Source organism: Bradyrhizobium sp. USDA 3262 (assembly GCF_054060035.1).
Genome location: NZ_JBSSCT010000001.1, coordinates 5,720,172 through 5,744,238, shown reverse-complemented (window position 1 = coordinate 5,744,238; position 24,067 = coordinate 5,720,172). Strand labels below are relative to the sequence as shown.

The window sequence follows — 24,067 nt, the reverse complement described above, 5'->3', positions numbered from 1 at the left end:
CGCCGATGGCCGGTCCCAAGGAGCAGCCGCTGCCGCCTGACGTGATGGGCCGCGACGACGCCATCGAGGTGCTGCGCGCCTTCGTCGTCGATGGCGGCCTGTCGATCGCGTTCCAGCGCGCTTTCGAGGAGCCGGACATGTGGGGGCTCATGCTGGTCGACATCGCCCGTCACGCCGCGCGCGCCTATGCGCGCGAGAGCGAATACACCGAGGACGAGGCGCTCGCGCGCATCGTCGAGATGTTCGAAGCCGAAATCGCCCGGCCGACCGACATGGGCCAAACCAAACCGCGGTCGCAACAAGGTCACTGACAATGCCGATCAATATTCTCATGCCCGCGCTGTCGCCGACGATGGAAAAGGGCAACCTCGCCAAGTGGCTCAAGAAAGAGGGCGACAAGGTCAAGTCCGGCGACGTGATCGCGGAGATCGAGACCGACAAGGCGACGATGGAAGTCGAGGCGGTCGATGAAGGCACGATCGCCAGGATCCTGGTGCCCGAGGGCACCCAGGACGTGCCGGTCAACGACGTCATCGCGGTCATGGCCGGCGACGGCGAGGATGTGAAGGCGGCGGCCAGCGCCGGAGCGGGCGCCGCACCGGCCGCGAAACCCGCCGAGGCGCCGAAGCCCGCAGCCCAGGCCGCGCCGGCGGCGGCTCCCGCACCGGCGGCAGCGCCTGCGCCGAAGCCGGCCGCAGCGCCCGCCGCGGCGCCTCAGGCCGCCGCACCCGCCGCGCAGGCCAACGGCCACGCCCGCGTCTTCTCGTCGCCGCTGGCGCGCCGGCTGGCCAAGGAAGCCGGCATCGATCTCGCCCGCATCACCGGCACCGGCCCGCATGGCCGGGTCATCGCGCGCGACGTCGACGAGGCCAAGTCCGGCAAGGGCCTGAAGGCGCCGGCGGCCGCGCCCGCCGCGGGACCGAGCATCGCGCCGTCGATGTCGGACAAGCAGATCCTCGCGCTGTTCGAGCCGGGCTCCTACGAGGTGGTGCCGCATGACGGCATGCGCCGCACCATCGCGCAGCGTCTCACCGCCTCGGTGCAGAACGTCCCGCACTTCTACCTCACCATCGACTGCGACATCGGCAAGCTGCTCGCCGCGCGCGAGGAGATCAACGCCGCAGCGCCGAAGGACAAGGAGAAGAAGCCGCTCTACAAGATCTCGGTCAACGACTTCGTCATCAAGGCGATGGCGGTCGCGTTGCAGAAGATTCCGAACTGCAACGTCAGCTGGACCGAAGGCGGCATGCTCAAGCACAAGCATTCCGACGTCGGCGTCGCGGTGGCGATGCCGGGCGGCCTGATCACGCCGATCATCCGCAAGGCCGAGACCAAGACGCTCTCGATCATCTCCAACGAGATGAAGGATTTCGCCGCGCGTGCCCGCGCCCGCAAGCTGAAGCCGGAGGAATATCAGGGCGGCACCACCGCGGTCTCCAACCTCGGCATGTACGGCATCAACCACTTCACCGCCGTGATCAATCCGCCGCATGCCTCGATTCTCGCGGTCGGCACCTCGGAGGAACGTCCGGTGGTGCGCGGCGGCAAGATCGAGATCGCGCACATGATGAGCGTGACGCTGTCGTGCGATCACCGCGCGATCGACGGCGCGCTCGGCGCCGAGCTGATCGGCGCCTTCAAGCAGCTGATCGAAAACCCCGTGATGATGATGGTGTGACGGGCATCCGCCATGTACGCGATCTACGGTCCGTACGTCCTGCTCGCCGCCGTCGCCGTCGCGTTGCTGGTCGCGGTCAATCGCGACCTGATATCGACGATCCAGTTCAGGATCATGATGATCGGCGCCGCGGTGCTGGCGCTGGCGTGGTCCGTGTTCCTCGGTGCGGTATGGCGGGAGTACGGATGAATGGCCGGCACGGCTCGCACGCGCTGGCCCTGGATCTCGCTGTTGCTGTCGGCCGCGCTGGTCTGCAATCCGGTCGGGTTCGATTTTCTGCACTCCGCGTTCTTCGCCGGCGAACAGCTGGCGCGGAACATCGCCCAGCCGCTCGTGCTGACGGCCCTGGCCATCATGGCCCTGGTGATCGGGCTCGAATGGCTGGTCAGGTCATTGATCGCAAGAAGCCGCGCCCGCGGCGTCACACGTTGAGTTGAACGGGAGCCGCCATGGCCGACACATCCTTTGACGTTATCATCATCGGCTCCGGCCCCGGCGGCTACGTGACCGCGATCCGCGCCGCGCAGCTCGGTTTCAAGACCGCGATCGTCGAGAAATCCTATCTCGGCGGCATCTGCCTGAACTGGGGCTGCATCCCGACCAAAGCGCTGCTGCGCTCCGCCGAGATCTATCACTACATGCAGCACGCCAAGGATTACGGCCTGTCGGCCGACAACGTCTCGTTCGATCCGAAGGCGGTGGTGCAGCGCTCGCGCGGCGTCTCGAAGCGCCTCAATGACGGCGTCGGCTTCCTGATGAAGAAGAACAAGGTCACGGTGATCTGGGGCGACGCCACGATCGATGCGCCCGGCAAGATCACGGTGAAGAAGTCGGCGGTCGAGGCGCCGAAGGGCGCCAGCGGCGAGGGCACCTATCAGGCCAAGCACATCATCGTGGCGACCGGCGCGCGGCCGCGCGTGCTGCCCGGGCTCGAGCCCGACAAGAAGCTGATCTGGACCTATTTCGAGGCGATGGTGCCGGAGCGGATGCCGAAGTCGCTGCTGGTGGTCGGCTCCGGCGCGATCGGCATCGAGTTCGCCTCGTTCTTCCACACGATGGGCGCCGATGTCACCGTGGTCGAGGTGCTGCCGCAGATTCTCCCGGTCGAGGACGCGGAGATTGCCGGGCTCGCCCGCAAGCGGTTTGAGAAGATGGGGATCAAGATCCTCACCTCGACCAAGGTGACAAAGCTCGAGAAGAAGGCCGACAGCGTGGTTGCGACCATCGACGACGGCAAGGAGAAGCCGCAAGCGGTGGAGTTCGAGCGCGTGATTTCGGCGGTCGGCGTGGTCGGCAATATCGAGAATCTCGGGCTGGAGAAGCTCGGCGTCAAAACCGACCGCGGCTGCATCGTGATCGACGGCCTCGGCAAGACCAGCGTCCCCGGCATCTATGCGATCGGCGACGTCGCGGGGCCGCCGATGCTCGCGCACAAGGCCGAGCATGAAGGCGTGATCTGCATCGAGGCGATCAAGGGCCTGCATCCGCATCCGATGGACAAGCTGATGATCCCGGGCTGCACCTACTGCAACCCGCAGGTCGCCTCCGTCGGCCTCACCGAGGCCAACGCCAAGGAAGGCGGCCGCGAGATCCGGGTCGGCCGCTTTCCCTTCGTCGGCAACGGCAAGGCGATTGCGCTCGGCGAGGACCAGGGCCTCGTCAAGGTGATCTTCGACAAGAAGACCGGACAGCTGCTCGGCGCCCACATGATCGGCGCCGAGGTCACCGAGCTGATCCAGGGCTACGTCGTGGCGATGAATCTGGAGACCACGGAAGAGGAATTGATGCACACCGTATTCCCGCATCCGACCTTGTCGGAGATGATGAAGGAAGCAGTGCTCGACGCCTATGGGCGCGTGCTGAATATCTAGTCTCAGCTCCGTCATCCTGAGGTGCGAGCGCAGCGAGCCTCGAAGGATGCACGGCCGAGACCTAGCAGCCGGGCTCGTCGCCCTTCGAGACGCGCTTCGCGCTCCTCAGGGTGACGGATCCGGCAGGGAAGAACTCAAGAAGAACAAGAAGGACAGAATCTCGTGAAAGACAACGACAACCTCACCATCGAACGCCCGACTTTCGTCACCCATCTCGAATGCGCGATGGAGGGCGATCATTATCCCGCCGACCAGGTGCACAACCTCTCCAAGGCCGGCAAGCCGCTGCTGGTGCGCTACGACCTTGCCGGGGTGAAGAAGACGCTGACCAAGGATGCGCTGGCGCAGCGTCCCGCCGATCTGTGGCGCTACCGCGAGCTGCTGCCGGTGCGCAAATGCCAGGACATCGTCTCGCTCGGCGAGGTCACGACGCCGCTGATCCGGCTGCCGCGGCTCGGCGCCAGGCTTGGCGGTGGCGAGATCATCGTCAAGGACGAGGGGCGACTGCCGACCGGCTCGTTCAAGGCGCGCGGCCTCGTGATGGCGGTGTCGATGGGCAAGGCGCTCGGCATCAAGCACATGGCGATGCCGACCAACGGCAATGCCGGAGCGGCGCTGGCGGCCTACGCCACCTCCTGCGGCATCAAGACCACGATCTTCTGCCCGGCAGACACGCCGGAGGTGAATGTCAGCGAGATCGAGCTGCAGGGCGCCACCGTCTATCGCGTCAACGGCTATATCGACGACTGCGGCAAGATCGTCGGCGAGGGCAAGGCCAAAGTCGGCTGGTTCGACACCTCGACGCTGAAGGAGCCGTACCGGATCGAGGGCAAGAAGACCATGGGCCTCGAGCTCGCCGAGCAGCTCGGCTGGGACGTGCCCGACGTGATCTTCTATCCGACCGGTGGCGGCACCGGCCTGATCGGCATGTGGAAGGCGTTCGACGAGCTCGAGAAGATCGGCTTCATCGGTTCGAAGCGCCCGCGCATGGTCGCGGTGCAGGCCTCGGGCTGCGCGCCGATGGTGCGGGCCTATGAGGCCGGCACCGAGCACGCCGCGCGCTGGGAGGACGCCCACACCATCGCCTCGGGCATCCGTGTGCCGCAGGCGATCGGCGACTTCCTGATTTTGCGCGCGGTGCGCGAGAGCAAGGGCTTTGCGATCGCCGTCGATGACGACAAGATCAGCGCCGCCCTCAACGAGGTCGCGCGCGAGGAGGGGCTGTTGCTGTGCCCCGAGGGCGCCGCGACCTATGCCGCCTACAAGGCGAGCCTCGCCGACGGCCGTGTCAGCAAGACCGACCGCGTGATGCTGTTCAACTGCGCCAGCGGCCTGAAATACCCGTTGCCGCCGATCACCCGCACGCTCGACCGGCACAAGCCGATCGACTTCTCGCAGTTCTGACGCCTCATCCGAAGGGCCATCTTGTCGAGAGGTGGCCCTTCAAAAATAATTGGAAACAAGAAAATTGAGGGAGAGCGTGATGCGGAAGCTGGTTCTGGCCGTGTTGGCGATGTTGGCGTTGACGGGGACCGTTTCCGCGGAAACCTATCCCGCGCACCCGATCACCATCGTGGTGCCGTTTGCTGCCGGTGGCCCCTCGGATGCGATGGCGCGCATCCTCGGCGAGCGCATGAAGCAGTCGCTGGGCGAGGTGCTTCTGATCGAGAACGTGACCGGTGCGGGCGGCTCGATCGGCGTCGGCCGTGCGGTGCGCTCGGCGCCCGACGGCTACACCATCTCGTTCGGCCATCTCGGCACCCATGTCGCCAACGGCGCGATCTACAAGCTCGGCTACGACCTCGTCACCGATCTCGAGCCGGTGGTGCTGCTGCCGAGCAACCCGATGATCATCGTCAGCAAGAACGCCGTGCCGGCGAAATCGCTGAAGGAATTGCTGGAGTGGCTGAAGTCGCGGCCGGCGCCGCCGACCGCGGGTACCGCCGGCGCCGGCAGCGGCAGCCATATCGCCGGGCTCTATTTCGAGAACGTCTCCGGCATCAAGCTGCAATATGTGCCGTATCGCGGCACCGGGCCGGCGCTGAACGACCTCGTCGCCGGCCAGATCGACATCATCGTCGACCAGACCTCGAACTCGATCAACCAGGTCCGCGCCGGCAATATCCGCGCCTATGCGGTCACCGATTCCAAGCGGGTCGCGAATGCGCCCGACGTCCCGACGGTGGACGAGGCCGGTCTGCCGGGCTTCCACATGACGCTGTGGTCCGGCCTCTGGGTGCCGAAGGGCACCCCGAAGGAGATCGTGGCCAAGCTCAACGCCGCGGCGGTCGAGGCGATGGCCGATCCGGCCGTGCAGAAGCAACTCGAGAATTTGGGCTTGCAGATGCCGCCGAAGGACCAGCTCACGCCGGAAGCGCTCGGCGCCTGGCAGAAGGCGGAAATCGCAAAATGGTGGCCGATGATCAAGGCCGCCAACGTGAAGGTGGATTAAAGACCGCTTCTCTGCGTCGTCCCGGCCTAGTGCGCAATTGCGCACGGGGCCGGGACCCATTATCCCAAATGTTGGTGTTGCGCGACGCTGGGGCCACGTTCCCGATCACAATCAAATGCAGTGGTTATGGGTCCCGGCTTTCGCCGGGACGACGCTGCATTATTGCGCCGGCATTGCCTCAGCCGGCGCCGCGTTGCTCTCCTGAGTCACGACGCGCTCGCCGTTCTTGGCCACCGCCGTGCCGGCGTCCTCGAACCGTGCTTGGTAGACCGCGAAATTCTCCATCACGCGCTGGACGTAGTTGCGCGTCTCGGAGATCGGGATCCGCTCCACCCAGTCGACCGGATCGACCTTGGGATCGCGCGGGTCGCCATAGGCCTTGATCCAGTCGCGAACGCGGCCGCGGCCGGCGTTGTAGCCGGCAAAGGTCATGATGTGGCAGTTGCGATATTCCGACAGCAACGCGCTGAGCTCGGCTGCGCCCATCTGGGTGTTGTAGACGGGATCGGACACCATCCGGCTCCAGTCGTAGCTGACGCCGAAGCGCTTGGCGGTGTCGCGGCCGGCTTCGGGGGTCACCTGCATCAGGCCGACGGCGTTGGCCGCCGACTTGTCGCGCTGGTCGAACGCGCTTTCGGTGCGCGCGATCGAGTAGGTCATGCTGCGCCCGATATCGGGCGCGATCGGCGTGTGCTTGGGAATGCCGATCACGGGGAAAGCGTAATGGTCGAAGGCAAAGCCGCGCGCGAGCGCGATCTTGCCGATCTGCAGCATGGCGCGGGCATCGTCGCGGCGGCCGGTCAGCTCGCCGAGCGCTTCGAGCATCCCGACATCGGTGCTTTCCTCGGCGAGGTCGGCGGCGAAATAGAGCACGATGTCGGGCTCGCCGATCGCATAGAGCATATCGGCGGCGCGGACCCGCTCGTCGGCCGCCATACCGCCGGCGCTGGCGGCCGGCGAGGGCGCGCGCAGCTCGACGCCACCATCACGGCCGAGCCTGGCCAGCGCGAGCTGACCGTAATAGGCCGTCGGGTAGCGCGCGGCGGCCTGGTAATCGGCCCGCATCCCCGCGGAATTGCCGAGAGCCTCGGCGGCGCGGCCGCGCCAATAGGCGGCGCGCGCCAGCACGGTCGGGTTGGTCTGGCCCTCGTCGATATGCGCGAAATGCGCCGCGGCGATCTTGGCGTCGTTGAGATAGCGCAGCGCGATCCAGCCGCGCATGAAGTGCATGTCGGAGCGGTAATAAGGATTGTCCGGCGCCGCCGCGGGCCGGATCACGTCATAGGCCGCCTGGTACTCGCCCTGGTCAAGCAGCTTGCGGGAGAGGATGCGGCGCTCGCGCCACCACTGGTCGGTGTCCTGCTGCGCCATCGTCTCGGGCTCAGCCGCGATCGTCACGCGCGCCGCTTCGTCGACCTTGTTCTTCGCAAGCAGCCACTGAATTCGGCACAGCGTGTAGCCGAGATCGCGGCGGGCATCGGCCGGCACATCGTTGAGTGTGTCCTCTGCCTTGCTGGATTGTCCGCGGACCGCGCCACAGGCTTTCACGATCGCCAGATCGTCGCTGCCGAGCCGCTGCGCCGCGCGCCGCGCGCCGGCGAGATCCTTGGCGCCGATCCGCTTGTCCATGCGTGCGCGATGGTCGTCGCGCGTCAGCAGGTCCTTGAACGCATCATAGGCGTCGCTCTCGGTGCGATCGGACAGCTCCTCCGAGCGCCAGGCTTCGCGCACCAGGCGGGTGGCGCCGTCGCGGTCGCCTTCGGCCAGCAGCGTGCGGGCGAGCGCGAACTTGCCCTTGGCGCTGATCGGCTGATCGAGGGTGAAGCCGTGCACCGTGGCCGGATCGCTGCGCTCCTGCCACATCCGCGCTTCGGCGCGCTTGCGCAACAGCGTGACGCTTGGCCAATCCGGATTGGCCGTCACGAATGCCGCATAGCGGGTGAAGGGCGCGCTCGATTCCGAGTGGCGCAGCAGATACCACTCGACGAGTTTTCGCCCGACCGGGTCGGTGATCTTGGCCTGGATGTCGGTCGCGTCGCTGGTCTTGCCTCTGCGCGCGGCGAGGATCGCGTCCCTGACCGTGGCGAGATCGCCCGACAATTGCGGCCCGGCGGGTTTCTCCGGCTCGGGCGCCTTCTCAGCGGATTTGGAAGGAGCGGATTTGGCCTTCGCGGATTTCCGTTTGTCGGCGCCATGTCTGGCGTGCCGCCGCTTGCCGGAGGCACTCTCGCGCGCGGCCTTGCCGCCATGCGCCTTCTTGTCCCCGTGGCCGCTCTTGGCCTGGTGCTGGTGATGCGGCTTGGCGGTCGCCTGGACCGGAAGCAGCGCGAGCGCGGCGGCGGTGGCGAAGCACGCCAGCGGACGTAGGCAACGGTTCATTCCCTGGTCCCCCCTGAGAAACCATGAGGCACAACAGAACGCGTCATACGGCGGCACAACCGCCGCAGATTATCACTACCCTCGATTCTCGAGTGTTAATGCAGCTGCAACTCAACAGGGAAAACGCGGCGAAATATGGAATATGGCGTGTGGAACCCGCGGGAACCGGGGTTTTTACGGGCGGAAACGGACAGGCCGCGCCGAGCTTTGACCGGTTCCTCCTGAGTTGTATCGTCGTTGCGAGCGCGCGTGGGGGTTGCCGATGTCGCTGATCGATCACTTTTTGCAAGCCGGTGCGCCATGACGGCGCGCCTCAGAACCATCCTCGACGGCGGCCGCTATTTCGAAGGCCCGCGCTGGCATCGCCGGCGGCTCTGGTTCGTCGATTGCATGGCGCGGACGCTTCTGAGCATCAGCCCATCGGGCGAGTTGCAGGAGCATGCTGCGCTGACCGACGACACGCCGTGTGGGCTCGGCGTCCTGCCTGATGGCGACATCGTCGTGCTGACGATGTTCAGGAAGCGGCTGCTGCGGTTTTCCGATGGAGCACTGTCCCTCTATGCCGATCTCTCCGAGGTCGCGACCGGCACGATCGACGACATGATCATCGACGGGCAGGGACGCGCCTATGTCGGCGATCTCGGCTTCAACCTGCCGCCGCCGGAGCGCCGCGGTGCGGTCGGCCGGATCATCCTCGTGACGCCCGACGGCAGTGCGCGCGTCGTCGCGGAAGGCTTGCGGTTTCCCAACGGCATTGCCGTCTCCTCCGACCATCGCCGGCTCGTCGTTGCCGAAATGGATGGCGCAGGTCTCGCCGATTACGACATCGCGCCGGACGGCAGCCTGAGCCTGCACGGGCGGTTCGGCAGCATCAACGATCCCGACGGCATCTGCCTCGATGCCGACGGGGCGACCTGGGTCGCGTCTTTCACGGAGGATGCTTTTGTCCGGATCGATCGCACCGGTGTGGAGCGTGAGCGCATCACGGTGTCCGGCCGCCGCGCGCTTGCCTGCGCGCTCGGTGGTGCGGACCGCAGGACGCTGTTCTGCCTGAGTGCGGAGACGTCCTACGAGGAGCTACGCAAGGGCAGGTCCACGTCGCGGATCGATGTGGTCGAGGTCGACACGCCGGGTGATGGCTATCCCTGAGCCGCGACCGCAGGCGCGTCTCACTTCCTCTTTTTCTTCTCTTTCTTCTTCAGGATATCGGCCTGGCTCCTGAAGGCACGGGCGAGGGAGCGCATCTGGTTTGCGACAAGTGCGTCGGCCGTCATCAATGCGACCCGCTCCGCGGTCTGCGCCTGCTTGCGAATTGCCTTGGCCATTTTCATGAAGGAACCAATCGCGCCGCGTCGCTCTGGTTCCTGGACGAGCGACTGCGTCTTGATCTCGGGGTCTTGAGTTTCGTTCTCGTTTCGTTCATATTGGCGCGCTCCGGGAGAGTGCCGCCATGGACGCCGAGCGAGACCGCGAAATCATCAGGCTGTGGAACGAGCTCCGCCGGCTGCAGCGCGAGGGGCGTCCGACGGTGTTGCTGGTCCGCCGGATCGAGAAGGCGCTCGCGGAACGCGAGCAGGAGGCGGCCTGAAGCTCCGGTCCTGCCCCGTCCCCCTGCGCGAAAACGGTCTAGCGCCCGCCGTCCGGCCCCATGATCAGATTCGGCAGCCAGGTCGAGATCTGCGGAAAGAAGCAGAGCAACAGCACCGCGAACATCATCAGCAGCACGAACGGCAGCGTGCCCCAGATCACCTCGCTCAAGGGGATGTCGGGCGCTACGTTGCGGATGACGAAGATGTTGAGCCCGACCGGCGGATGGATCAGGCCCATCTCCATCACGATGGTCATGACGACGCCGAACCAGATGATGTCGAACTCGGCCGCGCGCAGCGGCGGCAGGATGATCGGCGCGGTCATCAGGATGATCGAGACCGGCGGCAGGAAGAAGCCGAGCACGATCACCATCACGAGGATCGCAAACAAGAGCTCCCAGCGCGGCAGGTGCATTGCGACGATCGCTTCCGCCGCCGACTGCGAGATGTGCAGGTAGCTCATCACATAGGAATAGAGCAGCGACATGCCGATGATCAGCATCAGCATGGTGGACTCGCGGATGGTCGATTTCAGGATCGGCGACAGGTCGCTGGGCGTCCACACGCTGTAGATCACGGCGATCAGCCCGAGCGCCAGGAGGCCGCCGAGGCCGGCGGTTTCCGACGGCGTGGCGTAGCCGCCATAGAGCGCGATCATCACGCCGGTCAGCAGCAGCACGAACGGGATTACGCGCGGCAGCGCGCTGAAGCGCTCGGCCATGGTGAATTCGTCATGCTGCAGGATCGCCGCGTCCTTGCCGGTCGCGTCATAGACCGCGCGGGCCATGGCGTATTCCTTGCGGAAGCGGAACACGGCGTAGAAACCGAACAGCGTCACCAGCAGCAGGCCGGGGCCGATGCCGGCGAGAAACAGCCGTCCCAGCGATTTCTCGGCTGCGACGGCGAACAGGATCATCGTGATCGAGGGCGGCAGCAGGATGCCGAGCGTGCCGCCGGCGGCGATGATCCCCGCGGCAAAGCCGCCGGAATAGCCGCGCTTGCGCATCTCCGGAATGCCGGCGGAACCGATCGCCGAGCAGGTCGCCGGCGAGGAGCCGGCCATCGCCGCGAACAGGGCGCAGGCGAACACATTGGCGACGCCGAGGCCGCCGGGCACGCGGTGCAGCCAGGCGTGCAACGCCGAATAGAGATCCTGGCCGGCGCGCGATTTGCCGATTGCCGCGCCCTTCAGGATGAACAGCGGGATCGACAGCAGCGTGATCGAGGCCATCTCCTCGTAGACGTTCTGCGTCACCGTATCGAGCGAGGCCGCCGGCATGAAGATCGCCATGAACACGACCGCGACGGCACCGAGCGCGAACGCGATCGGCATGCCGGAGAACATCGCAAACAGGGTGGCAAGTCCGTAGGAGATACCAATACCAAACACGGTCATCGGCGCGCGCCACCCGTCAACGGAATGATGATTTGCAGGAGGATCTGCACGCAGAGCAGCGTCATGCCCAGCGCCATCAGCACGTAGGGGATGGCGAGCGGCGGCGACCACATCGAGTTGGATACCTGGCCGTCGACATAGGCCTCATGCGCCAGGGTCCAGGACTTCCAGGCGAAGAAGGCGCAGAACGCGAAGCTCGCGACGTCGACCAGCCACAGCCTGATGGCGTTGGCGCGCGCCGAGAGCAGCCCGACGAACGCCTCGATGCTGACATGGCCGCGCTGGCTCTGCACATAGGCCGAGGTCATGAAGGTGGCGCCGACCAGGAGGAACACGGCGGCCTCGTCCTGCCAGTAGTTCGGGCTGTGGAACAGGGCGCGGCCGAGCACGCTGTAGCTCAGGATCACGCAGGCCGCGACCAGGGCGAGGGCGGCGAACACCACGATGATGTTGTTGCAGATGGACAGCGCGCGCCCAAGCAAGGCCACGGGCGTGTTGCCCGCGGCGATGCTTGCGGTTTCGGCCTGATCCGCGACCGGACCATGCATCATGCGGCGACGTCGCTTGCGAGCTTCAAAAGGTTGGCGGCGGTGGCGGTCTTGGCGCCATAATCCTTCCACGCGGTATCGCGCGCGATGTCGCGCCACTTGCCGACAATGGTTGCATCGAGCGCGCTGACCTTGGCGCCGGCCTTCTCATAGACCTTGGCGACTTCGGTATCGTCGTCCTGCGCGCCCTTGCGGCCGAACGCCTCGAGTTCGGTGCCGACGGCGAGGATGATGTCCTGCTGGTTTTTCGGCAGCTTGTCGAAGATCGCCTTCGACATCATCAACGGCTCCAGCATGAACCAGTAGGAGGCGCCGGCGCCCGAGGTCAGCGATTTCGCGACCTCCTCGAGGCGGAACGAGATCAGGCTGGTGGAGGAGGTGATGCCGGCGTCGCAGGCGCCGGTCTGCATCGCGGCGTAGAGCTCGTTCGACGGCACCGACAGGACGGCGGCGCCGGCGGTCTGCAGCACCATATCCATCTCGCGCGAGCCGCCGCGCACCTTGAGGCCCTTGGCATCTTCAGGCGCCACGATCGCCTTGGAGCGGCTGGCGACGCCGCCGGCCTGCCAGACCCAGGAAATCAGCAGAATGCCCTTGTCGGCGAGGAAGTCGGTCAGCGCCTTGCCGACCGGCTCCTTCTTCCAGCGCAGGCCCTGATCGTAGGTGGTGACGAGGCCCGGCATCAGGCCGATATTGGTCTCCGGCAATTCGCCGCCGGCATAAGGCATCGGATACAGGCTGAGATCGAGCGCGCCCTTGCGCATCGCCGAGAACTGCGCGTTGGTCTTGATCAACGACGAGTTCGGGTAGACCTCGGCGGTCAGCTCGCCGCCGGAGCGCTTGGCGACCTCGGCCGCGAACATCCTGCACAGCCGGTCGCGGAAGTCGCCCTTGTCGATGGTGCCGCCGGGGAACTGGTGGGAGATCTTCAGCGTGGTCGCGGCATGCGCGGTCCCGATGCCCATCCGCAGGACGGCGGGTGCGGCGAGGGCGGAAGCGAGGACGTGGCGGCGTGTAAGCATGGTTCTCCCCTGAGAGCTTCTTAAGTGGCTGTTAGGCCGGCGCGGAGTTTTAGCTTAGCCGGTCTTCGCGTGAATTTTCTCTAGTCTGATAGTTCGAGGCGCCCTGATAGTGCGAGCCGATACGGGGCTGCAAGTCCTGACGTTCAAGTCCTGACGTTCAAGCCTTGCCGTTGTTGCGGCGCACACTGATGCGCGGTGACGCCGCGTCGTCACGCAACCGTCGCGCGACCAGCCGCCGGGCGACCGCAGCCGTGCTGCTTCAAGAATTCGTTATTGGAGGTAACGACGGCCGGCGCAAGTGCGTCGAGCAGAGAGCGGCAAGTCGTCGCGCTCACATTCGACCACACAAGGGATCATCACCATGACCACCAAGACCCGCCTCGGCCTTTCCGCCGCGCTGCTCTCGTTCAGCGTGGCGCTGGCGCCCGCCGCCTTCGCTCAGGACAAGATGGGCAAGGATGACGCGATGAAGAAGGAAGACACGATGTCCAAGGATGCCATGAAGAAGGACGGTGGCATGATGAAGAAGGACGACGCCATGAAGAAGGACGGCGGCGGGATGATGAAGAAAGACGACGGCATGAAGAAGAACTGACTGCCGTCATCGCCCGCTGTCCGCAGGCCCGCCGCTCTGGCGGGCCTGGTTGCGCGCCTTAGCGCTTCTTCTTGCCGCGTTCCTTGCGTGCCGCGTAGCGGGCATCGCGCTTGGCCTTCTGCTCGGCAAGCAGCGCCTCCTCGCGGGCGGTTTCCTCTTCCTTCTCGCGCGCAATGCGGGCGGCCTCGGCGGCTGCGGCCTCTTCCCCGCGGCGCTTCTGCTCGGCCTTTTCGGCCTCACGGGTTTCCTTGGCCTTGGCGCGGCGGTCGGCGATCGCCGCGCGCTCCTCGGCACGTGCCTTCACAGCGGGATCGTCAGCTCCCGGCTGGGAGCGAAACTTGTTGAGGAGGTTTTGCCGCGCCTGCAGGGCCGCTTTCTGGCGGTCGGCAAAACCCGGTTCCTTGAAGCCACTCATAGAGGAAGCCTTGCTGCTTTCTGTTCGGGTGATGGATGGGGTTGGTTCGGCGTTTCAATAAGTGAATGGCGACGAAATTGCCAGTGGCGAACGGAGGGCTGTGGAGCAAGGGAGATATGAGCCAGCGTCAAGCGGCCATCGTTCGCCCCGCGGGCGCGTGGTGAGTGGCTGGTCACCAAGGGCTGTTGAACAAGCGCTGTTGAAAAGTTCAGCCGCGCTGGAGGTGCTCGCGTCGTCCGTTACCCAGGACCTTGGCGACGGTCTCGGCGGTCATCGCGCTCCGGTCCGAGGCGCGCTGGGCTTCCAGCCTGTCGCGCGCCTTTTCGGCGATCAGCAGGCTGATCAGCTGCAGCCTGCTGCTCTCATCGACAGCCTCCGAGAGCAACTGCCTGTAACGCTGATAGTCGTACGTCGTCGCTTCTTGTTCGCTCATCGGCACGCCCCGCACACGCGCTCCACTTCAGCGAGTACTCTTTCGCGAGTCGCCCCTGGCGCGCAACGGAATTGCGGTGCCGACGGCCGCGGCCGTGCATTTCGTAGTGCGACTGTTGCAGAATTGATCGCACGCAACCGTGCAAACCGTCATGATGCGGACCGTGGCAATCGGGAACCGAAGCTGGCATGAGCGAATCCGACGACGGAGGCAGCAGAAGGGGCGCGCTGATCGGACTGCTGGTCGCAGCGGTCATGCTCGCGGTCGGCCTCTGGCTCGCGCATGACCTGACGGCGGCGAGCAAGATGCAGGACTGCCTGATGTCGGGCCGGACCAACTGTAATGTGATTGAGCCGGCGCGCTGACCCCGTCTTGCGGCAGTGCAATATCGATCCCACATCAAGCGCAAAGACTCGGGCTGAACTGTTTGATCTCGGTTGTGATTCCGGTCACACGCGGACGGGCGGGCTGCCTCGACTCCTGGAGATCGGCGGGAACCAAGGCCATGATGTCCAAGCTGTGGTCCGGAAAGGGCGCGGCGCTGGCTGCCGCAGGCGCGGCGGGTGCCGTTTTGGTGGCGTATCTATCCCTGACGCTGGCGTCGCCCGAGCCGGTGTCCAATGCGGCGCTCGGGCCGGAATGGCAATGCAGCCGGGTTGCCTTCGTGCTGACCACCTGCACCCGGGCGACCGAGGCGGAGGCGGAGGCTGAGGCCAAGCCGCAGGGCGAGGTCAAGGCGATCCCGGTGCGGGCGAAGGACGATTGCCCGCCGGAGCTCTAGATCTTTTTCTGGCGCGTTGTCCGCACGCGAAGCGGTGCCGATTTCGCTGGAAGGCGCGCCGGCCGGGCCGCCGCAGCGGCCGCATTTCAGGTTATTTCTTGGTGGTACCGCGCGGCTTGATCGACAGGCCGAGGCGCATGGCCATCTTCTTGATCCGCTCCGGCGAGCGGCCGGTCGCCTTCACGACCTCCTCCAGCGACTTCGAGGAGCGTGCCAGTTCCATCAGTCGTCGGTCCTCCTTGAACGACCACCGCGGCTTTCGGGCCATCTTGTTGGTATCCTTATGCATTGCTGGGCAACAAAGCCGCCAGGCGGGGTCGCCTGACGGCCTTGCCGGTGTGGGCCCGGACCTTGGGGAAATGTCCGGTGGATAAGCAATACTGCTTCCGAATAAGGTCGCAATTGAAACCAGAATTTAACCTAACCGATCAAGGTTACTCGGATAGAGCGTGGCAGGAGGCCTTATGCGCAAGGTCGCCATTTTGAGTGCCGCAGCATTTTTACTGTCCGGTTGCTGGTCCGACCCGGAGGTCACGGGATCGACCAACAGCTGTGCGGCCAATCTTTACAGTCAGTACAATCCCAAGGTCATGGATCAGTGCGTCAATGCCTGCATCAAATGTGACCGCGGCAACGTTACGACCTGCACGACCTCCTGCACGCTGAAGGGCGCGCGGTAATCGCAGCCGCGCATCTGATGCCAGGCGAGGCCTCGTGATGTCACGCCAGCGGGCCGCCTTGCGTGAGGCGATGATCGCCTTTATCGCGTCTGAGCAGCGGCGCCGTCGGTGCGCCGGACACTGAGAGCGTGGAACAGGGCGCGATGAGCGGGCTTTCCTATGTCGCGGTCGACTGGGGCACCAGCAGCTTCCGGCTCTGGCTGATGAGTGCCGGTGGCAGGGTGCTCGGTGAGCGGCGCAGCGATGAAGGCATGACCGCGGCCGCCAGGACCGGCTTTGCGGCCGTGCTGCAATCGCATCTCGATGCGCTGGGCGCGGCGGCCGACTTGCCGGTCGTGATCTGCGGCATGGCGGGCGCGCGGCAGGGCTGGGTCGAGGCCGGCTATATCGATACGCCGGCGCATCTCTCGGACATCCTCAACGGCGCCGTCGTAGTCGGCGGGCAGGCGCGCGATATCCGTATCCTGCCTGGGATTGCGCAGCGTGATACCGCCGCGCCCGACGTCATGCGGGGCGAGGAGACCCAGCTGCTGGGGGCGCTCGGCTTGAACGCGCCGGGCGAGGCGCTCGTCTGCATGCCGGGAACGCATTCCAAATGGGTCAGGGTCCGCGGTGGAACGGTCGAGCGCTTTGCGACCTTCATGACCGGAGAGTTGTTCAGTGCTGTCGCGCGCGACACCATCCTGTCGCACGCCGTCGCCGGCGCAGAGGAGGTGGTTGACGGCGATGCGTTCCGCGCGGCCGTCGCGGAGGCCTTCGCGGCGCCGGCGCTATCGGCCAATCTGCTGTTTCGCGTGCGATCGCGGCAGCTGTTGTTCGGCGGCAGCGCCGAGGCCGCGCGTGAGACGATCTCGGGTACGCTGATCGGCGTCGAGCTGGCGGCGGGCCTTGCGGAGCGAAAGCAGGGAGCGCCGGTTACGCTGATTGCCTCGGGCCGGTTGCAGCGGCTCTATCAGATGGCGCTCGAATGCCTTTTGATTCCGCTCGATGCCGTGGACGCGGAGGAGGCGGTTCGCCGTGGTCTCGCCGGCGCGGCGGCGGCGATCTGGAAGAACTGAGGGATCAACGCATGAGCATTCCGTTTCCGCCGATGAAGCGACCGCTGGTCGCGATCCTGCGCGGCGTCAAGCCGGACGAGGCGCCGGGCATCGTCAGCGCGCTGCTCGACGCCGGCATGACCGCGATCGAGATTCCGCTGAACTCGCCCGAGCCGTTCCGCTCGATCGAGATCGCGGCGAAGCGCGCGCCGGCCGATGTTCTGATCGGCGCCGGCACGGTGCTGACTGCCGCAGACGTCGATCGCCTGCACGACGTCGGCGGCCGCCTCATGGTGTCGCCGAATGTCGATGTCGAGGTGCTGGCGCGCGCGCGGGACCATGCGATGATCACGATGCCCGGCGTGTTCTCGCCGACGGAAGCGCTGCTCGCCGCGCGCGCGGGGGCGTCGAGCCTGAAATTCTTTCCGGCCAACGTGCTCGGCGCCGCCGGCATCACCGCGATCCGCGCCGTGCTGCCGCCGGATGTGATGATCGCCGCGGTCGGTGGCGTCTCGGACCAGAGTTTCGCCGAGTATGTGAAGGCGGGCATTCGCGCCTTCGGTCTCGGTAGCAGCCTCTACAAGCCGGGCATGACGGCCGCGGATATTGCTCTCAGGGCAAAGGTGACGATCGAGGCGTATGACAGGGCCGTGGCGGACGCCGGCTAGGCTCGGTGCAAGCGCGCTAATCGTCCCGCTTGCCGCCGTCGATCACCCTGAACAGCGGCGCCGCCTCACGCGGATTCTCAAGCAGCTCTTCGACCATGGCGATCGCGGCCGCGACGTATTTCCCGGTCGCGGCGTCCAGCGGCCGTTCGGCTTCGTCTGACAGCGCGAGCTTGGCGCCTTCGAGCAGCTTGCGGGTGCGGACGGCTGACTCGTCGCCGGCGGTGAGGGCGGCGCGCGCGATCGATCGCAGCACGAACAGTTCGCCCTCCAGCCGCAGCAGGCGGTCATTCAGCTTACTCAGGACGGTGTTCAGGTTCCGCATGACGCGCTCTCCGGGCATTGGACCCGTCTTGCATACACGGTCATTGCTGACGAAATTCTTGTGGCGGCCACGCACCATTTGGTTGGTTGAATGGCGTCTCCGGTCTCCTCATGTTCCCGATGGTCCGGGCGTTGTCATTTGACGAAGGCATCTATGGCCCTAATAGAATGGCCGCGGTCCGGCGCCGCCCGGGAAGCGCGTCAATTTCACCCCATCGCGACGAGGGAATACATATGAAGATTGCCGTCGAAACGACCGTTGCCGCGCCGATCGCGGATGTCTGGCGCGCCTACACGACACCTGACGACATCAAGCAGTGGAACGCGGCTTCCGACGATTGGCACACGACCGCCGCGACGGTCGACCTGCGCACCGGCGGCGCCTTCTCGTCGCGAATGGAAGCCAAGGACGGCAGCATGGGGTTCGATTTCGCGGGCACCTACACCAGGGTCGAGGAGCCCCGTCTGCTCGAATATTCGTTCGGCGATCGCAGCGCGCAGGTCGCATTCACGCCGGAGACCGGCGGCGTCAAGGTGCAGGTCAGCTTCGACAGCGAGGATACCCATTCGGTCGAGCAGCAGCGCGGCGGTTGGCAGGCGATCCTGGATAACTTCAAGCGTTACGTCGAAGCCAAGCGGCGGTCCTGATCCGGCGATCGGAGGGCGGCGTGACACTGAAGCGACCGCGCGCGGCGTGATCGCTGCGTGCTGCGTCCGCATTGCTCGCTTGATGTTTGAGTCGTGCGAATCCTCATCGAGGAAAAAGGACGATCCCGGAATCGTCCATCGCGGTCCCTGCTATATCGACGACCGAGGCGTGCACTCACAATCCCCTAAGAACGCATTCTTGGATTAAGAAATTGCGAAGCGCGCTCCCGGCGCTCACGGCAAGTGTTGGAACCTGCAACGCACGAACAGAAAGCGATCGGTCTCTCAATCGCCGTCGGAACTTTGTTCACGCACGGAGAACTACGGAATCGTTTCGTGCGCTGAATGATAAAGACGGCGACTGATTTCGGCACACGGCGAACATCAAAAAAAGAAAGGCCTCAGCGCGTGGGCCACGCTGAGGCCAAGTAGACACTTTGGTCGTGAGGCACCGTCGCCGGCGCCTCGGTGCCTAACTTATCTTCGTTTCTGTGTTTCCAAATGGCCCATTTGGGCCATGCCGCGTGATAGCCAATTTGGGACATGCGCCGCTGGCACAAAGTGTGCATTCTTGGAGCTGTCAGGATTTTGCATCACCTTCCTGGGGCTAGGGCCAACGCCGTTCGCATGTATTTCAAGCGGACGGCGTTGTGCATTCTGGCGTCCGCGCGAGCCATCACCCGGCTGCGCTCAGGGCCAGCGGTCCACCGGCCGAATCTCGAGGTTCTTGATTTTCAGGGGCGGCGTTGAGGGGGCGTTCTGCTCGTTCAACGGATGCAACGTGATCGGTGTATTCGTGCCGCCGGCGAGAACGTTGACGCCGGCGCCGTCGGCATGGGCGTAGCCGCCGGCGAGATCGTCGCTTCCAAGCCACGGCACGGGCGCCATCACCTTCCAGGTCACAGCGACTTCTTGATCTCCGATCAGAACACCGAGATTGCGGATGGCCGCGACATAACGACTGTCCGGCGCGCTATCGACGTGCAGCACGCAATTCAGGTTGGTCACCGGACCCACGACGAACCCGGTATCGGGTCCGCCACGACACTCAAGCGTTCCGGCCTGCACCTGCTGCGCATTGGCGGCTGCGAGCGGCGCAGCGAGAACCGCCCACCACACAGAGCAGAGGCGATCGAACGGCTTGACATACGCATGGTGCTGGACAACGCGGATCGGCGCGCAACGGCCAATGACCCCGCGTGCGGCCTTCGTTTGTGGTTAAGAGAGCCTTAGAGATTGGTTTGATTGCTGGCGACGGTCGGGAGCGACCGACCAGGAGGACGACGATCAACCAACGGCGATATTTCTTCGCCGTCGTCCCGGCCAACACCTCGATGGTGGATCTATCGACGTCGAACGAGCGTGCGCGCGCAAGGTCGATTTCCAGGCAGGAGAGGCAACGGGGCGAAGTAAGGGACCGACCCTGGCACTAACGCCAAGGCGGTCGGATCACCGCGTGAGCCTGTCCCGAAAAATTACGCCGCCGGGCTCGAAATTCATTGTCCCGGCAGCGCCCTGTTCCAATCTGGGCCCGCAATCCCAGTCATGTTTATGTCTGCAAAACCGGCGCCAAGGTTCGAGCGCCCCCGTAGTCATACGGGGACTGGCGTCCCGTGATGGACTGATGTTGGCGACTTGTGCGCTGGCGAAGGTCCGATTGTCGGGGTGATCCAAGCCGTGCGGCGAGAACGGCTGATCGCCATCAATGCTCCGCCCGATCAGCTATGGTGCTCCAGCTTCCGCATCTCCTGCAGGCGAGCGAGGCAAAAATCCCGATACAATTCGTTGATGAAATCCCACATGACCGAATCCCCTTTGGTCCAATGATCGGACGCTACGCCGCCTTTGTTTCCGGCAGGCTTCGCGGCTTGCGGAAAATGGTTTCATTGAGGGGAGCAGGGTGGCGATCCCGGCAGGATTCGAACCTGCAACCCGCGGAGTAGAAACAAACCGGGCGCCGTGCCGCCGCGCGATCTCCTCCTCGCAATCGGCATTGAGCTGCCGCGCCTGGCGCGCTGCCCATGCCCGGTCACGCTCGCGGCGCGCGTGGCGCTCGCCTTCGTCGTTGACGTCGGGCATCGAGACGCTGCCTTCGCGGCAGGAAACGTGTGCCGACAAAGCGTCGTCAATAAAGAGTGATTCGCGAAATCGCTCTCAGCCAAATATTAGACGATCGGTCTAATTTAATGGGTCCCGGTAAAATGCAGTGATATCGGCTTTGGCGGAGTTCGGTCGCTGCCGAGCGCTGACGGATTGATCGAGACACCTTCAACAAACAACGTCCGCCGACTCCTTCGCGGTTGGCTGGTTTCCAACAAGAGAGGTCACGTATGGTTCACAGGATCGCGCTTGGAATGACGATCGCTCTCGCAATGGCTCTGACCGTTCCGGTGGCCATGGCCCAGCAGAAGCACCATGTCAGCTACGATACCCCGGCAACTCAGACGATATACACCCACCAACATATCATCGACGTTGGCGATATTCCGGGACATCAAGCTCGGCTCTTCGAAATTCGGCGGACCTATGGGGACGATGCCCCCATGATCAACGGGTCGAAGTTGAAGGAGCAGTGGACGCGCGGCATGTCGGACTACATCGATAACAATGGTCCGGCCCTCATCTACAACGTCTGGATACTGGAGAATGGCGACAAGTTTTTTGTCAGGACGTCTCTGGTCGCCCAAAGCAGTGGAGACGGGAAGCTTACAAACATGACATCGGGCGTCATTACTGGAGGCACAGGTAGCCTCGCCAGGATGCGTGGCATCATTAGCAGCCATGGGCCGTCCGAGCCGAAGGCCGGCGTCAATGCCAATCAGACCGACATCGACTATTGGATGGAGTGAGAAGGTCTTCGCGACAGGCGATGGACCGGTGAGAAATTGCCGGTCCATTATGTCCGTTTCCACGATGTCTCCCCCTGTGACGATATCTGGACAACGGCGACACCAAAAACGTCATGGCGATCAAGCCGGGAGGATTCCAAATGTTGCACCTGAACAGGCCCATCGTGTCGTTTCTGCTCTGCCTGCTCAGCCTCATCGCTGTGACGCGATCTGCGTCCGCGGAAGTCACCAAAATCGAATTCACCTCGAAGCAGCCGTACGGTACGTTTCGCACCGGCGACTATGTGATCTGGCAGGGCATGATCCATGGCGACCTGGCGCCGCAAGAGGCCATTCCGGGCATCGACAAGGCGGCGCGCAATGAACGCGGGCGCGTCGACTACGCGGCAAAGATCATTCTCATGATGCCGGCGGCTCTGCGCGCCGGCAACGGCGCATTGCTGGTGGATGTGCCCAACCGCGGTCGCGTCTACGCCGAGGCGCTCTACAACTCGCCGCGCGACGCGCCGTTTCTCTCCGGCACGCTGGAGCAGGGCACCGGCTTTCTCCAGGACCACGGTTTTGCGATCGCCGAGGTGCATTGGGAGCTCGGACAGGGCGCGGAGCTACCTTCGTTCGCCGACAGCGACGGCAAGACGCGCTACGTCGAGGGGGTAGGCTTTGCGATCGTGCGCGATGCCGCGGATTTCCTCGCGCACGCAGCCACTGACGCCGGAGGAACGCCGAACCCGCTCAAGGGCGCTATCAGCCGCGTGCTCGCGAGCGGCAAATCCCAGGACGGACGCTTCCTGAAGACCTTTCTCTTGAACGGCTTCAACATGGTGGGCAACCGGCGCGTATTCGACGGCATGCATGTGTTCGTCTCGGCTGCTGGTCTTCTTCCGATCCTGCAGACCGGCCTTGGGCCGAAATCGAGCGGCGAGGAGGCTCCCAGCTTCGCCAATCCGGACTTTCCCGGCGTGAATGACGGGCCGCTCACGATCGGCGAGATCACCGCCAAGGTCGCGGCGCGCGGCGAGGTGCCGCCGAAGATGATGCTGGTCAACTCGACCACCGATTACTACTCGCTGCGCGCTTCGCTTGGCCGCACCGGCGTGTCCGGTACCGCGGACCAGCCGCTCCCCGCCAATGTGCGGATGTACGATGTCGCCGGCGGTTCGCATGTGGTGGTTCTAAAGGCGCCCACGTGCACGCAATCGCCCGGCCGTCTCGATTGGGCTCCCTTGTCGCGGGCCTTGTTGCTGCATCTCGATGACTGGGTGAGCCGCAACGCCGAGCCGCCCGCCAGCGAACTGATGCCGCTCGATACCGCGAGCGGCGATCCGCCCGCGCTGCGCGCACCGACCGCGCTTTCCGCTGCCGTGATCCAGGTGCCGAAGCGCGATCAGGACGGCAACGCGCTCGGCGGCGTCCGGCTGCCTGACATCGCGGTGCCGACCGGCACCAATGGCGGACAGAACCAGCCGCAGACGTTCACCTGCATGCTGGTTGGATCCTTCTCGCCCTTCGCTGCGACGAAAGCGGAACGGGAACGCACGCCAGACACCCGTCCGTCGATCGAGGAGCGCTATCGCACCCGCGACGATTACGTGAACCGGATCCGCATCGCCGCGCAGGACCTCGTGACGCGCGGCCTCATGCTGCCGGAAGATGCCGCGGTGGTCGTTCAGGAAGCCGCGTCGAGCAAACTGTTCGCACCCGCCCCTGCGAATGACGCGCCACGCTGAGGGACGCCCGGGTCACGTGCGATCGCCACTTGTAGAACGTCGCATCACTGATGCCGTGCTTCCGACACAGATCACCTGGCGACGGCCGGCAGCATGCTCCTTCAGCACCTTGATGATCTGCTCTTCCGAGAACCTGCTCTTACGCATGGTCGTCTCTTCACTGGAGAACAGAACCGTAACTTAAAACCGGGGCGTTTCAGGGGAGCAGGTCAATCCAAGCAGGCGCCGTCACTTGCTGCTTCCTTCTCCTAGACGATCGGTCTATTATAATCTGCATGAGCAAGACGCTGCCTCTCCGCCGTCGCGGGCGACCGCCTAAAGAATTTGCGGGCTATAGCGCGACCCGTGACGCGCTGGTCCGTGCAGGTGTCGTCATGCTGACGGAGAAGGGCTATTCCGCGACGGGAATCGAGGAAGTCTTGCGTAGCGTCGACGTGCCAAAGGGTTCGTTCTACCACTACTTTCCGAGCAAGGAAGCATTTGGAGCGGAACTGATCGACAGCTACGCTGCCTATTTTTCGCGGAAGCTCGACAGCTTCTTCCTGAACGAGCAACACCCCCCGCTGGAGAGGCTTAGGGGTTTTACCGACGATGCTGCGTTTGCCATGAAGCGCTTCCGTTATACGCGCGGCTGTTTGGTCGGCAATCTTGGCCAGGAGATGGGCGCACTTCCACAATCTTTTCGTCAGCAACTATTCGCTGTGTTCATCGACTGGCAGCAGCGCACAGCCAAGTGCTTGAGGTCTGCTCAAACCATGGGTGCGATCTCTTCCAGCCACGATTGCGATTGGCTTGCCGAATTCTTCTGGATCGGCTGGGAGGGCGCGGTCCTGCGCGCCAAACTCGAGCGCCGTTCCGAGCCGCTTCACTCCTTCTCGAAAGGTTTTTTCAAGCTCCTCAGTAAATGAGCCTTTTTTTCATTGGGTCGTTCAATATCAAACAATCGTTTCGCTGCGGAATTGGTTCGGGGATTGGTGC

At 64.6% G+C, this 24,067-nt stretch carries 29 protein-coding genes and 1 pseudogene; 19 read left to right on the top strand and 11 right to left on the bottom strand.

Translation table 11 applies throughout. The features are described 5' to 3' along the window. Positions 1–5 precede the first annotated feature (5 nt). The 7 genes from ACVWYP_RS26900 to ACVWYP_RS26870 all read left to right on the top strand — a co-directional run bounded on the left by ACVWYP_RS26900 (position 6) and on the right by ACVWYP_RS26870 (position 6,001). Positions 6–311: a DUF5076 domain-containing protein gene (locus tag ACVWYP_RS26900; protein ID WP_018271806.1), complete on the top strand. Its 306-nt coding sequence runs from the start codon at positions 6–8 to the stop codon at positions 309–311. 2 nt (positions 312–313) lie between these two features. Continuing rightward, entirely contained in the window at positions 314–1,678 is a 1,365-nt protein-coding gene (locus ACVWYP_RS26895; protein ID WP_304495495.1) for a pyruvate dehydrogenase complex dihydrolipoamide acetyltransferase, read from the top strand. A 12-nt stretch (positions 1,679–1,690) separates the two neighbouring features. After that, complete coding sequence (locus tag ACVWYP_RS26890; RefSeq protein WP_162832423.1) at positions 1,691–1,867, top strand: hypothetical protein; 177 nt, start codon at positions 1,691–1,693, stop codon at positions 1,865–1,867. After that, a complete protein-coding gene (locus tag ACVWYP_RS26885) occupies positions 1,868–2,110 on the top strand; it encodes a hypothetical protein (RefSeq protein ID WP_304495494.1) in 243 nt (80 codons plus the stop codon). Between the two features lie 17 nt (positions 2,111–2,127). Next, entirely contained in the window at positions 2,128–3,549 is a 1,422-nt protein-coding gene (gene lpdA, locus ACVWYP_RS26880; protein ID WP_304495493.1) for a dihydrolipoyl dehydrogenase, read from the top strand. 162 nt (positions 3,550–3,711) lie between these two features. Further along, complete coding sequence (locus tag ACVWYP_RS26875) at positions 3,712–4,953, top strand: threonine synthase (protein ID WP_304495492.1); 1,242 nt, start codon at positions 3,712–3,714, stop codon at positions 4,951–4,953. A gap of 79 nt (positions 4,954–5,032) precedes the next feature. Beyond that, complete coding sequence (locus ACVWYP_RS26870; RefSeq protein WP_304495491.1) at positions 5,033–6,001, top strand: tripartite tricarboxylate transporter substrate binding protein BugD; 969 nt, start codon at positions 5,033–5,035, stop codon at positions 5,999–6,001. Positions 6,002–6,160: 159 nt separating this feature from the next. On the opposite strand, the gene ACVWYP_RS26865 is transcribed toward ACVWYP_RS26870, so the two are convergent. Next, positions 6,161–8,380, bottom strand: a complete 2,220-nt coding sequence (locus ACVWYP_RS26865) for a lytic transglycosylase domain-containing protein (protein ID WP_304495490.1) — start codon at positions 8,378–8,380, stop codon at positions 6,161–6,163. Positions 8,381–8,680: 300 nt separating this feature from the next. Between ACVWYP_RS26865 and ACVWYP_RS26860 the strand changes: the two genes are divergently transcribed. Beyond that, a complete protein-coding gene (locus ACVWYP_RS26860; RefSeq protein WP_304495489.1) occupies positions 8,681–9,529 on the top strand; it encodes an SMP-30/gluconolactonase/LRE family protein in 849 nt (282 codons plus the stop codon). Positions 9,530–9,549: 20 nt separating this feature from the next. Here the strand turns inward: ACVWYP_RS26860 and ACVWYP_RS26855 are convergent, their stop codons facing one another. Next, the gene (locus tag ACVWYP_RS26855; RefSeq protein WP_304495488.1) at positions 9,550–9,711 is read right to left on the bottom strand and encodes a hypothetical protein; all 162 of its coding nucleotides are present in this window, start codon (positions 9,709–9,711) and stop codon (positions 9,550–9,552) included. Positions 9,712–9,830: 119 nt separating this feature from the next. Here ACVWYP_RS26855 and ACVWYP_RS26850 point away from each other — a divergent pair, with 119 nt between their 5' ends. Next, a complete protein-coding gene (locus ACVWYP_RS26850) occupies positions 9,831–9,968 on the top strand; it encodes a hypothetical protein (protein WP_304495487.1) in 138 nt (45 codons plus the stop codon). Positions 9,969–10,006: 38 nt separating this feature from the next. Here ACVWYP_RS26850 and ACVWYP_RS26845 read toward each other — a convergent pair whose 3' ends face one another. Genes ACVWYP_RS26845 through dctP form a run of 3 tightly spaced genes read right to left on the bottom strand, consistent with a single transcriptional unit; the run spans position 10,007 to position 12,935 of the window. Next, a complete protein-coding gene (locus tag ACVWYP_RS26845) occupies positions 10,007–11,365 on the bottom strand; it encodes a TRAP transporter large permease (protein WP_028339719.1) in 1,359 nt (452 codons plus the stop codon). After that, entirely contained in the window at positions 11,362–11,916 is a 555-nt protein-coding gene (locus ACVWYP_RS26840) for a TRAP transporter small permease (RefSeq protein WP_016842495.1), read from the bottom strand. The genes ACVWYP_RS26845 and ACVWYP_RS26840 overlap by 4 nt, the downstream gene beginning before the upstream one ends. Continuing rightward, positions 11,913–12,935: a TRAP transporter substrate-binding protein DctP gene (gene dctP, locus ACVWYP_RS26835; RefSeq protein ID WP_028334073.1), complete on the bottom strand. Its 1,023-nt coding sequence runs from the start codon at positions 12,933–12,935 to the stop codon at positions 11,913–11,915. Before dctP ends, ACVWYP_RS26840 begins: the two co-directional genes overlap by 4 nt. 361 nt (positions 12,936–13,296) lie before the next feature. Between dctP and ACVWYP_RS26830 the strand changes: the two genes are divergently transcribed. After that, positions 13,297–13,530, top strand: coding sequence for a pentapeptide MXKDX repeat protein (locus tag ACVWYP_RS26830; RefSeq protein WP_439711096.1), 234 nt, complete (start codon positions 13,297–13,299; stop codon positions 13,528–13,530). Between the two features lie 58 nt (positions 13,531–13,588). On the opposite strand, the gene ACVWYP_RS26825 is transcribed toward ACVWYP_RS26830, so the two are convergent. Next, the gene (locus ACVWYP_RS26825) at positions 13,589–13,945 is read right to left on the bottom strand and encodes a DUF6481 family protein (protein ID WP_304495486.1); all 357 of its coding nucleotides are present in this window, start codon (positions 13,943–13,945) and stop codon (positions 13,589–13,591) included. Between the two features lie 208 nt (positions 13,946–14,153). After that, on the bottom strand, positions 14,154–14,378 hold the full coding sequence (locus ACVWYP_RS26820; protein WP_304495485.1) for a hypothetical protein: 225 nt from the start codon (positions 14,376–14,378) through the stop codon (positions 14,154–14,156). A 188-nt stretch (positions 14,379–14,566) separates the two neighbouring features. On the opposite strand from ACVWYP_RS26820, the gene ACVWYP_RS26815 reads away from it, so the two are divergent. Continuing rightward, on the top strand, positions 14,567–14,743 hold the full coding sequence (locus ACVWYP_RS26815; protein ID WP_162832424.1) for a hypothetical protein: 177 nt from the start codon (positions 14,567–14,569) through the stop codon (positions 14,741–14,743). Between the two features lie 140 nt (positions 14,744–14,883). Continuing rightward, positions 14,884–15,159 carry a hypothetical protein gene (locus ACVWYP_RS26810; RefSeq protein WP_304495484.1) on the top strand — a complete coding sequence of 92 codons (276 nt, stop codon included), beginning with the start codon at positions 14,884–14,886 and terminating at the stop codon, positions 15,157–15,159. Positions 15,160–15,250: 91 nt separating this feature from the next. On the opposite strand, the gene ACVWYP_RS26805 is transcribed toward ACVWYP_RS26810, so the two are convergent. Next, positions 15,251–15,427 (bottom strand): hypothetical protein, encoded by a 177-nt coding sequence (locus tag ACVWYP_RS26805; RefSeq protein WP_167350394.1) that lies wholly within the window; start codon positions 15,425–15,427, stop codon positions 15,251–15,253. 196 nt (positions 15,428–15,623) lie between these two features. On the opposite strand from ACVWYP_RS26805, the gene ACVWYP_RS26800 reads away from it, so the two are divergent. From ACVWYP_RS26800 to ACVWYP_RS26790, 3 genes are all read left to right on the top strand, one after another. After that, the gene (locus ACVWYP_RS26800) at positions 15,624–15,839 is read left to right on the top strand and encodes a hypothetical protein (RefSeq protein WP_026192800.1); all 216 of its coding nucleotides are present in this window, start codon (positions 15,624–15,626) and stop codon (positions 15,837–15,839) included. A gap of 143 nt (positions 15,840–15,982) precedes the next feature. Continuing rightward, positions 15,983–16,897, top strand: coding sequence for a 2-dehydro-3-deoxygalactonokinase (locus ACVWYP_RS26795; RefSeq protein WP_304495483.1), 915 nt, complete (start codon positions 15,983–15,985; stop codon positions 16,895–16,897). Positions 16,898–16,908: 11 nt separating this feature from the next. Further along, positions 16,909–17,544: a 2-dehydro-3-deoxy-6-phosphogalactonate aldolase gene (locus tag ACVWYP_RS26790; protein ID WP_028339726.1), complete on the top strand. Its 636-nt coding sequence runs from the start codon at positions 16,909–16,911 to the stop codon at positions 17,542–17,544. Between the two features lie 16 nt (positions 17,545–17,560). On the opposite strand, the gene ACVWYP_RS26785 is transcribed toward ACVWYP_RS26790, so the two are convergent. Beyond that, on the bottom strand, positions 17,561–17,866 hold the full coding sequence (locus tag ACVWYP_RS26785; RefSeq protein ID WP_028339727.1) for a hypothetical protein: 306 nt from the start codon (positions 17,864–17,866) through the stop codon (positions 17,561–17,563). Positions 17,867–18,099: 233 nt separating this feature from the next. Here ACVWYP_RS26785 and ACVWYP_RS26780 point away from each other — a divergent pair, with 233 nt between their 5' ends. Further along, on the top strand, positions 18,100–18,513 hold the full coding sequence (locus ACVWYP_RS26780) for an SRPBCC family protein (protein WP_028339728.1): 414 nt from the start codon (positions 18,100–18,102) through the stop codon (positions 18,511–18,513). A gap of 690 nt (positions 18,514–19,203) precedes the next feature. Here ACVWYP_RS26780 and ACVWYP_RS26775 read toward each other — a convergent pair. Then, a complete protein-coding gene (locus tag ACVWYP_RS26775; protein WP_453946006.1) occupies positions 19,204–19,632 on the bottom strand; it encodes a DUF992 domain-containing protein in 429 nt (142 codons plus the stop codon). Between the two features lie 1,235 nt (positions 19,633–20,867). Between ACVWYP_RS26775 and ACVWYP_RS26770 the strand changes: the two genes are divergently transcribed. Both ACVWYP_RS26770 and ACVWYP_RS26765 read left to right on the top strand, forming a co-directional pair. Next, the gene (locus tag ACVWYP_RS26770) at positions 20,868–21,362 is read left to right on the top strand and encodes a hypothetical protein (protein ID WP_304495481.1); all 495 of its coding nucleotides are present in this window, start codon (positions 20,868–20,870) and stop codon (positions 21,360–21,362) included. Positions 21,363–21,475: 113 nt separating this feature from the next. Then, positions 21,476–23,089, top strand: a complete 1,614-nt coding sequence (locus ACVWYP_RS26765; RefSeq protein ID WP_456684230.1) for an alpha/beta hydrolase domain-containing protein — start codon at positions 21,476–21,478, stop codon at positions 23,087–23,089. On the opposite strand, the pseudogene ACVWYP_RS26760 reads toward ACVWYP_RS26765, so the two are convergent. After that, positions 23,076–23,236, bottom strand: a pseudogene (locus ACVWYP_RS26760) (transposase); the annotation flags it as partial. The gene ACVWYP_RS26765 and the pseudogene ACVWYP_RS26760 overlap by 14 nt on opposite strands. 128 nt (positions 23,237–23,364) lie before the next feature. On the opposite strand from ACVWYP_RS26760, the gene acuR reads away from it, so the two are divergent. Beyond that, on the top strand, positions 23,365–23,997 hold the full coding sequence (gene acuR, locus ACVWYP_RS26755) for an acrylate utilization transcriptional regulator AcuR (protein WP_165123711.1): 633 nt from the start codon (positions 23,365–23,367) through the stop codon (positions 23,995–23,997). Positions 23,998–24,067: the final 70 nt, after the last annotated feature.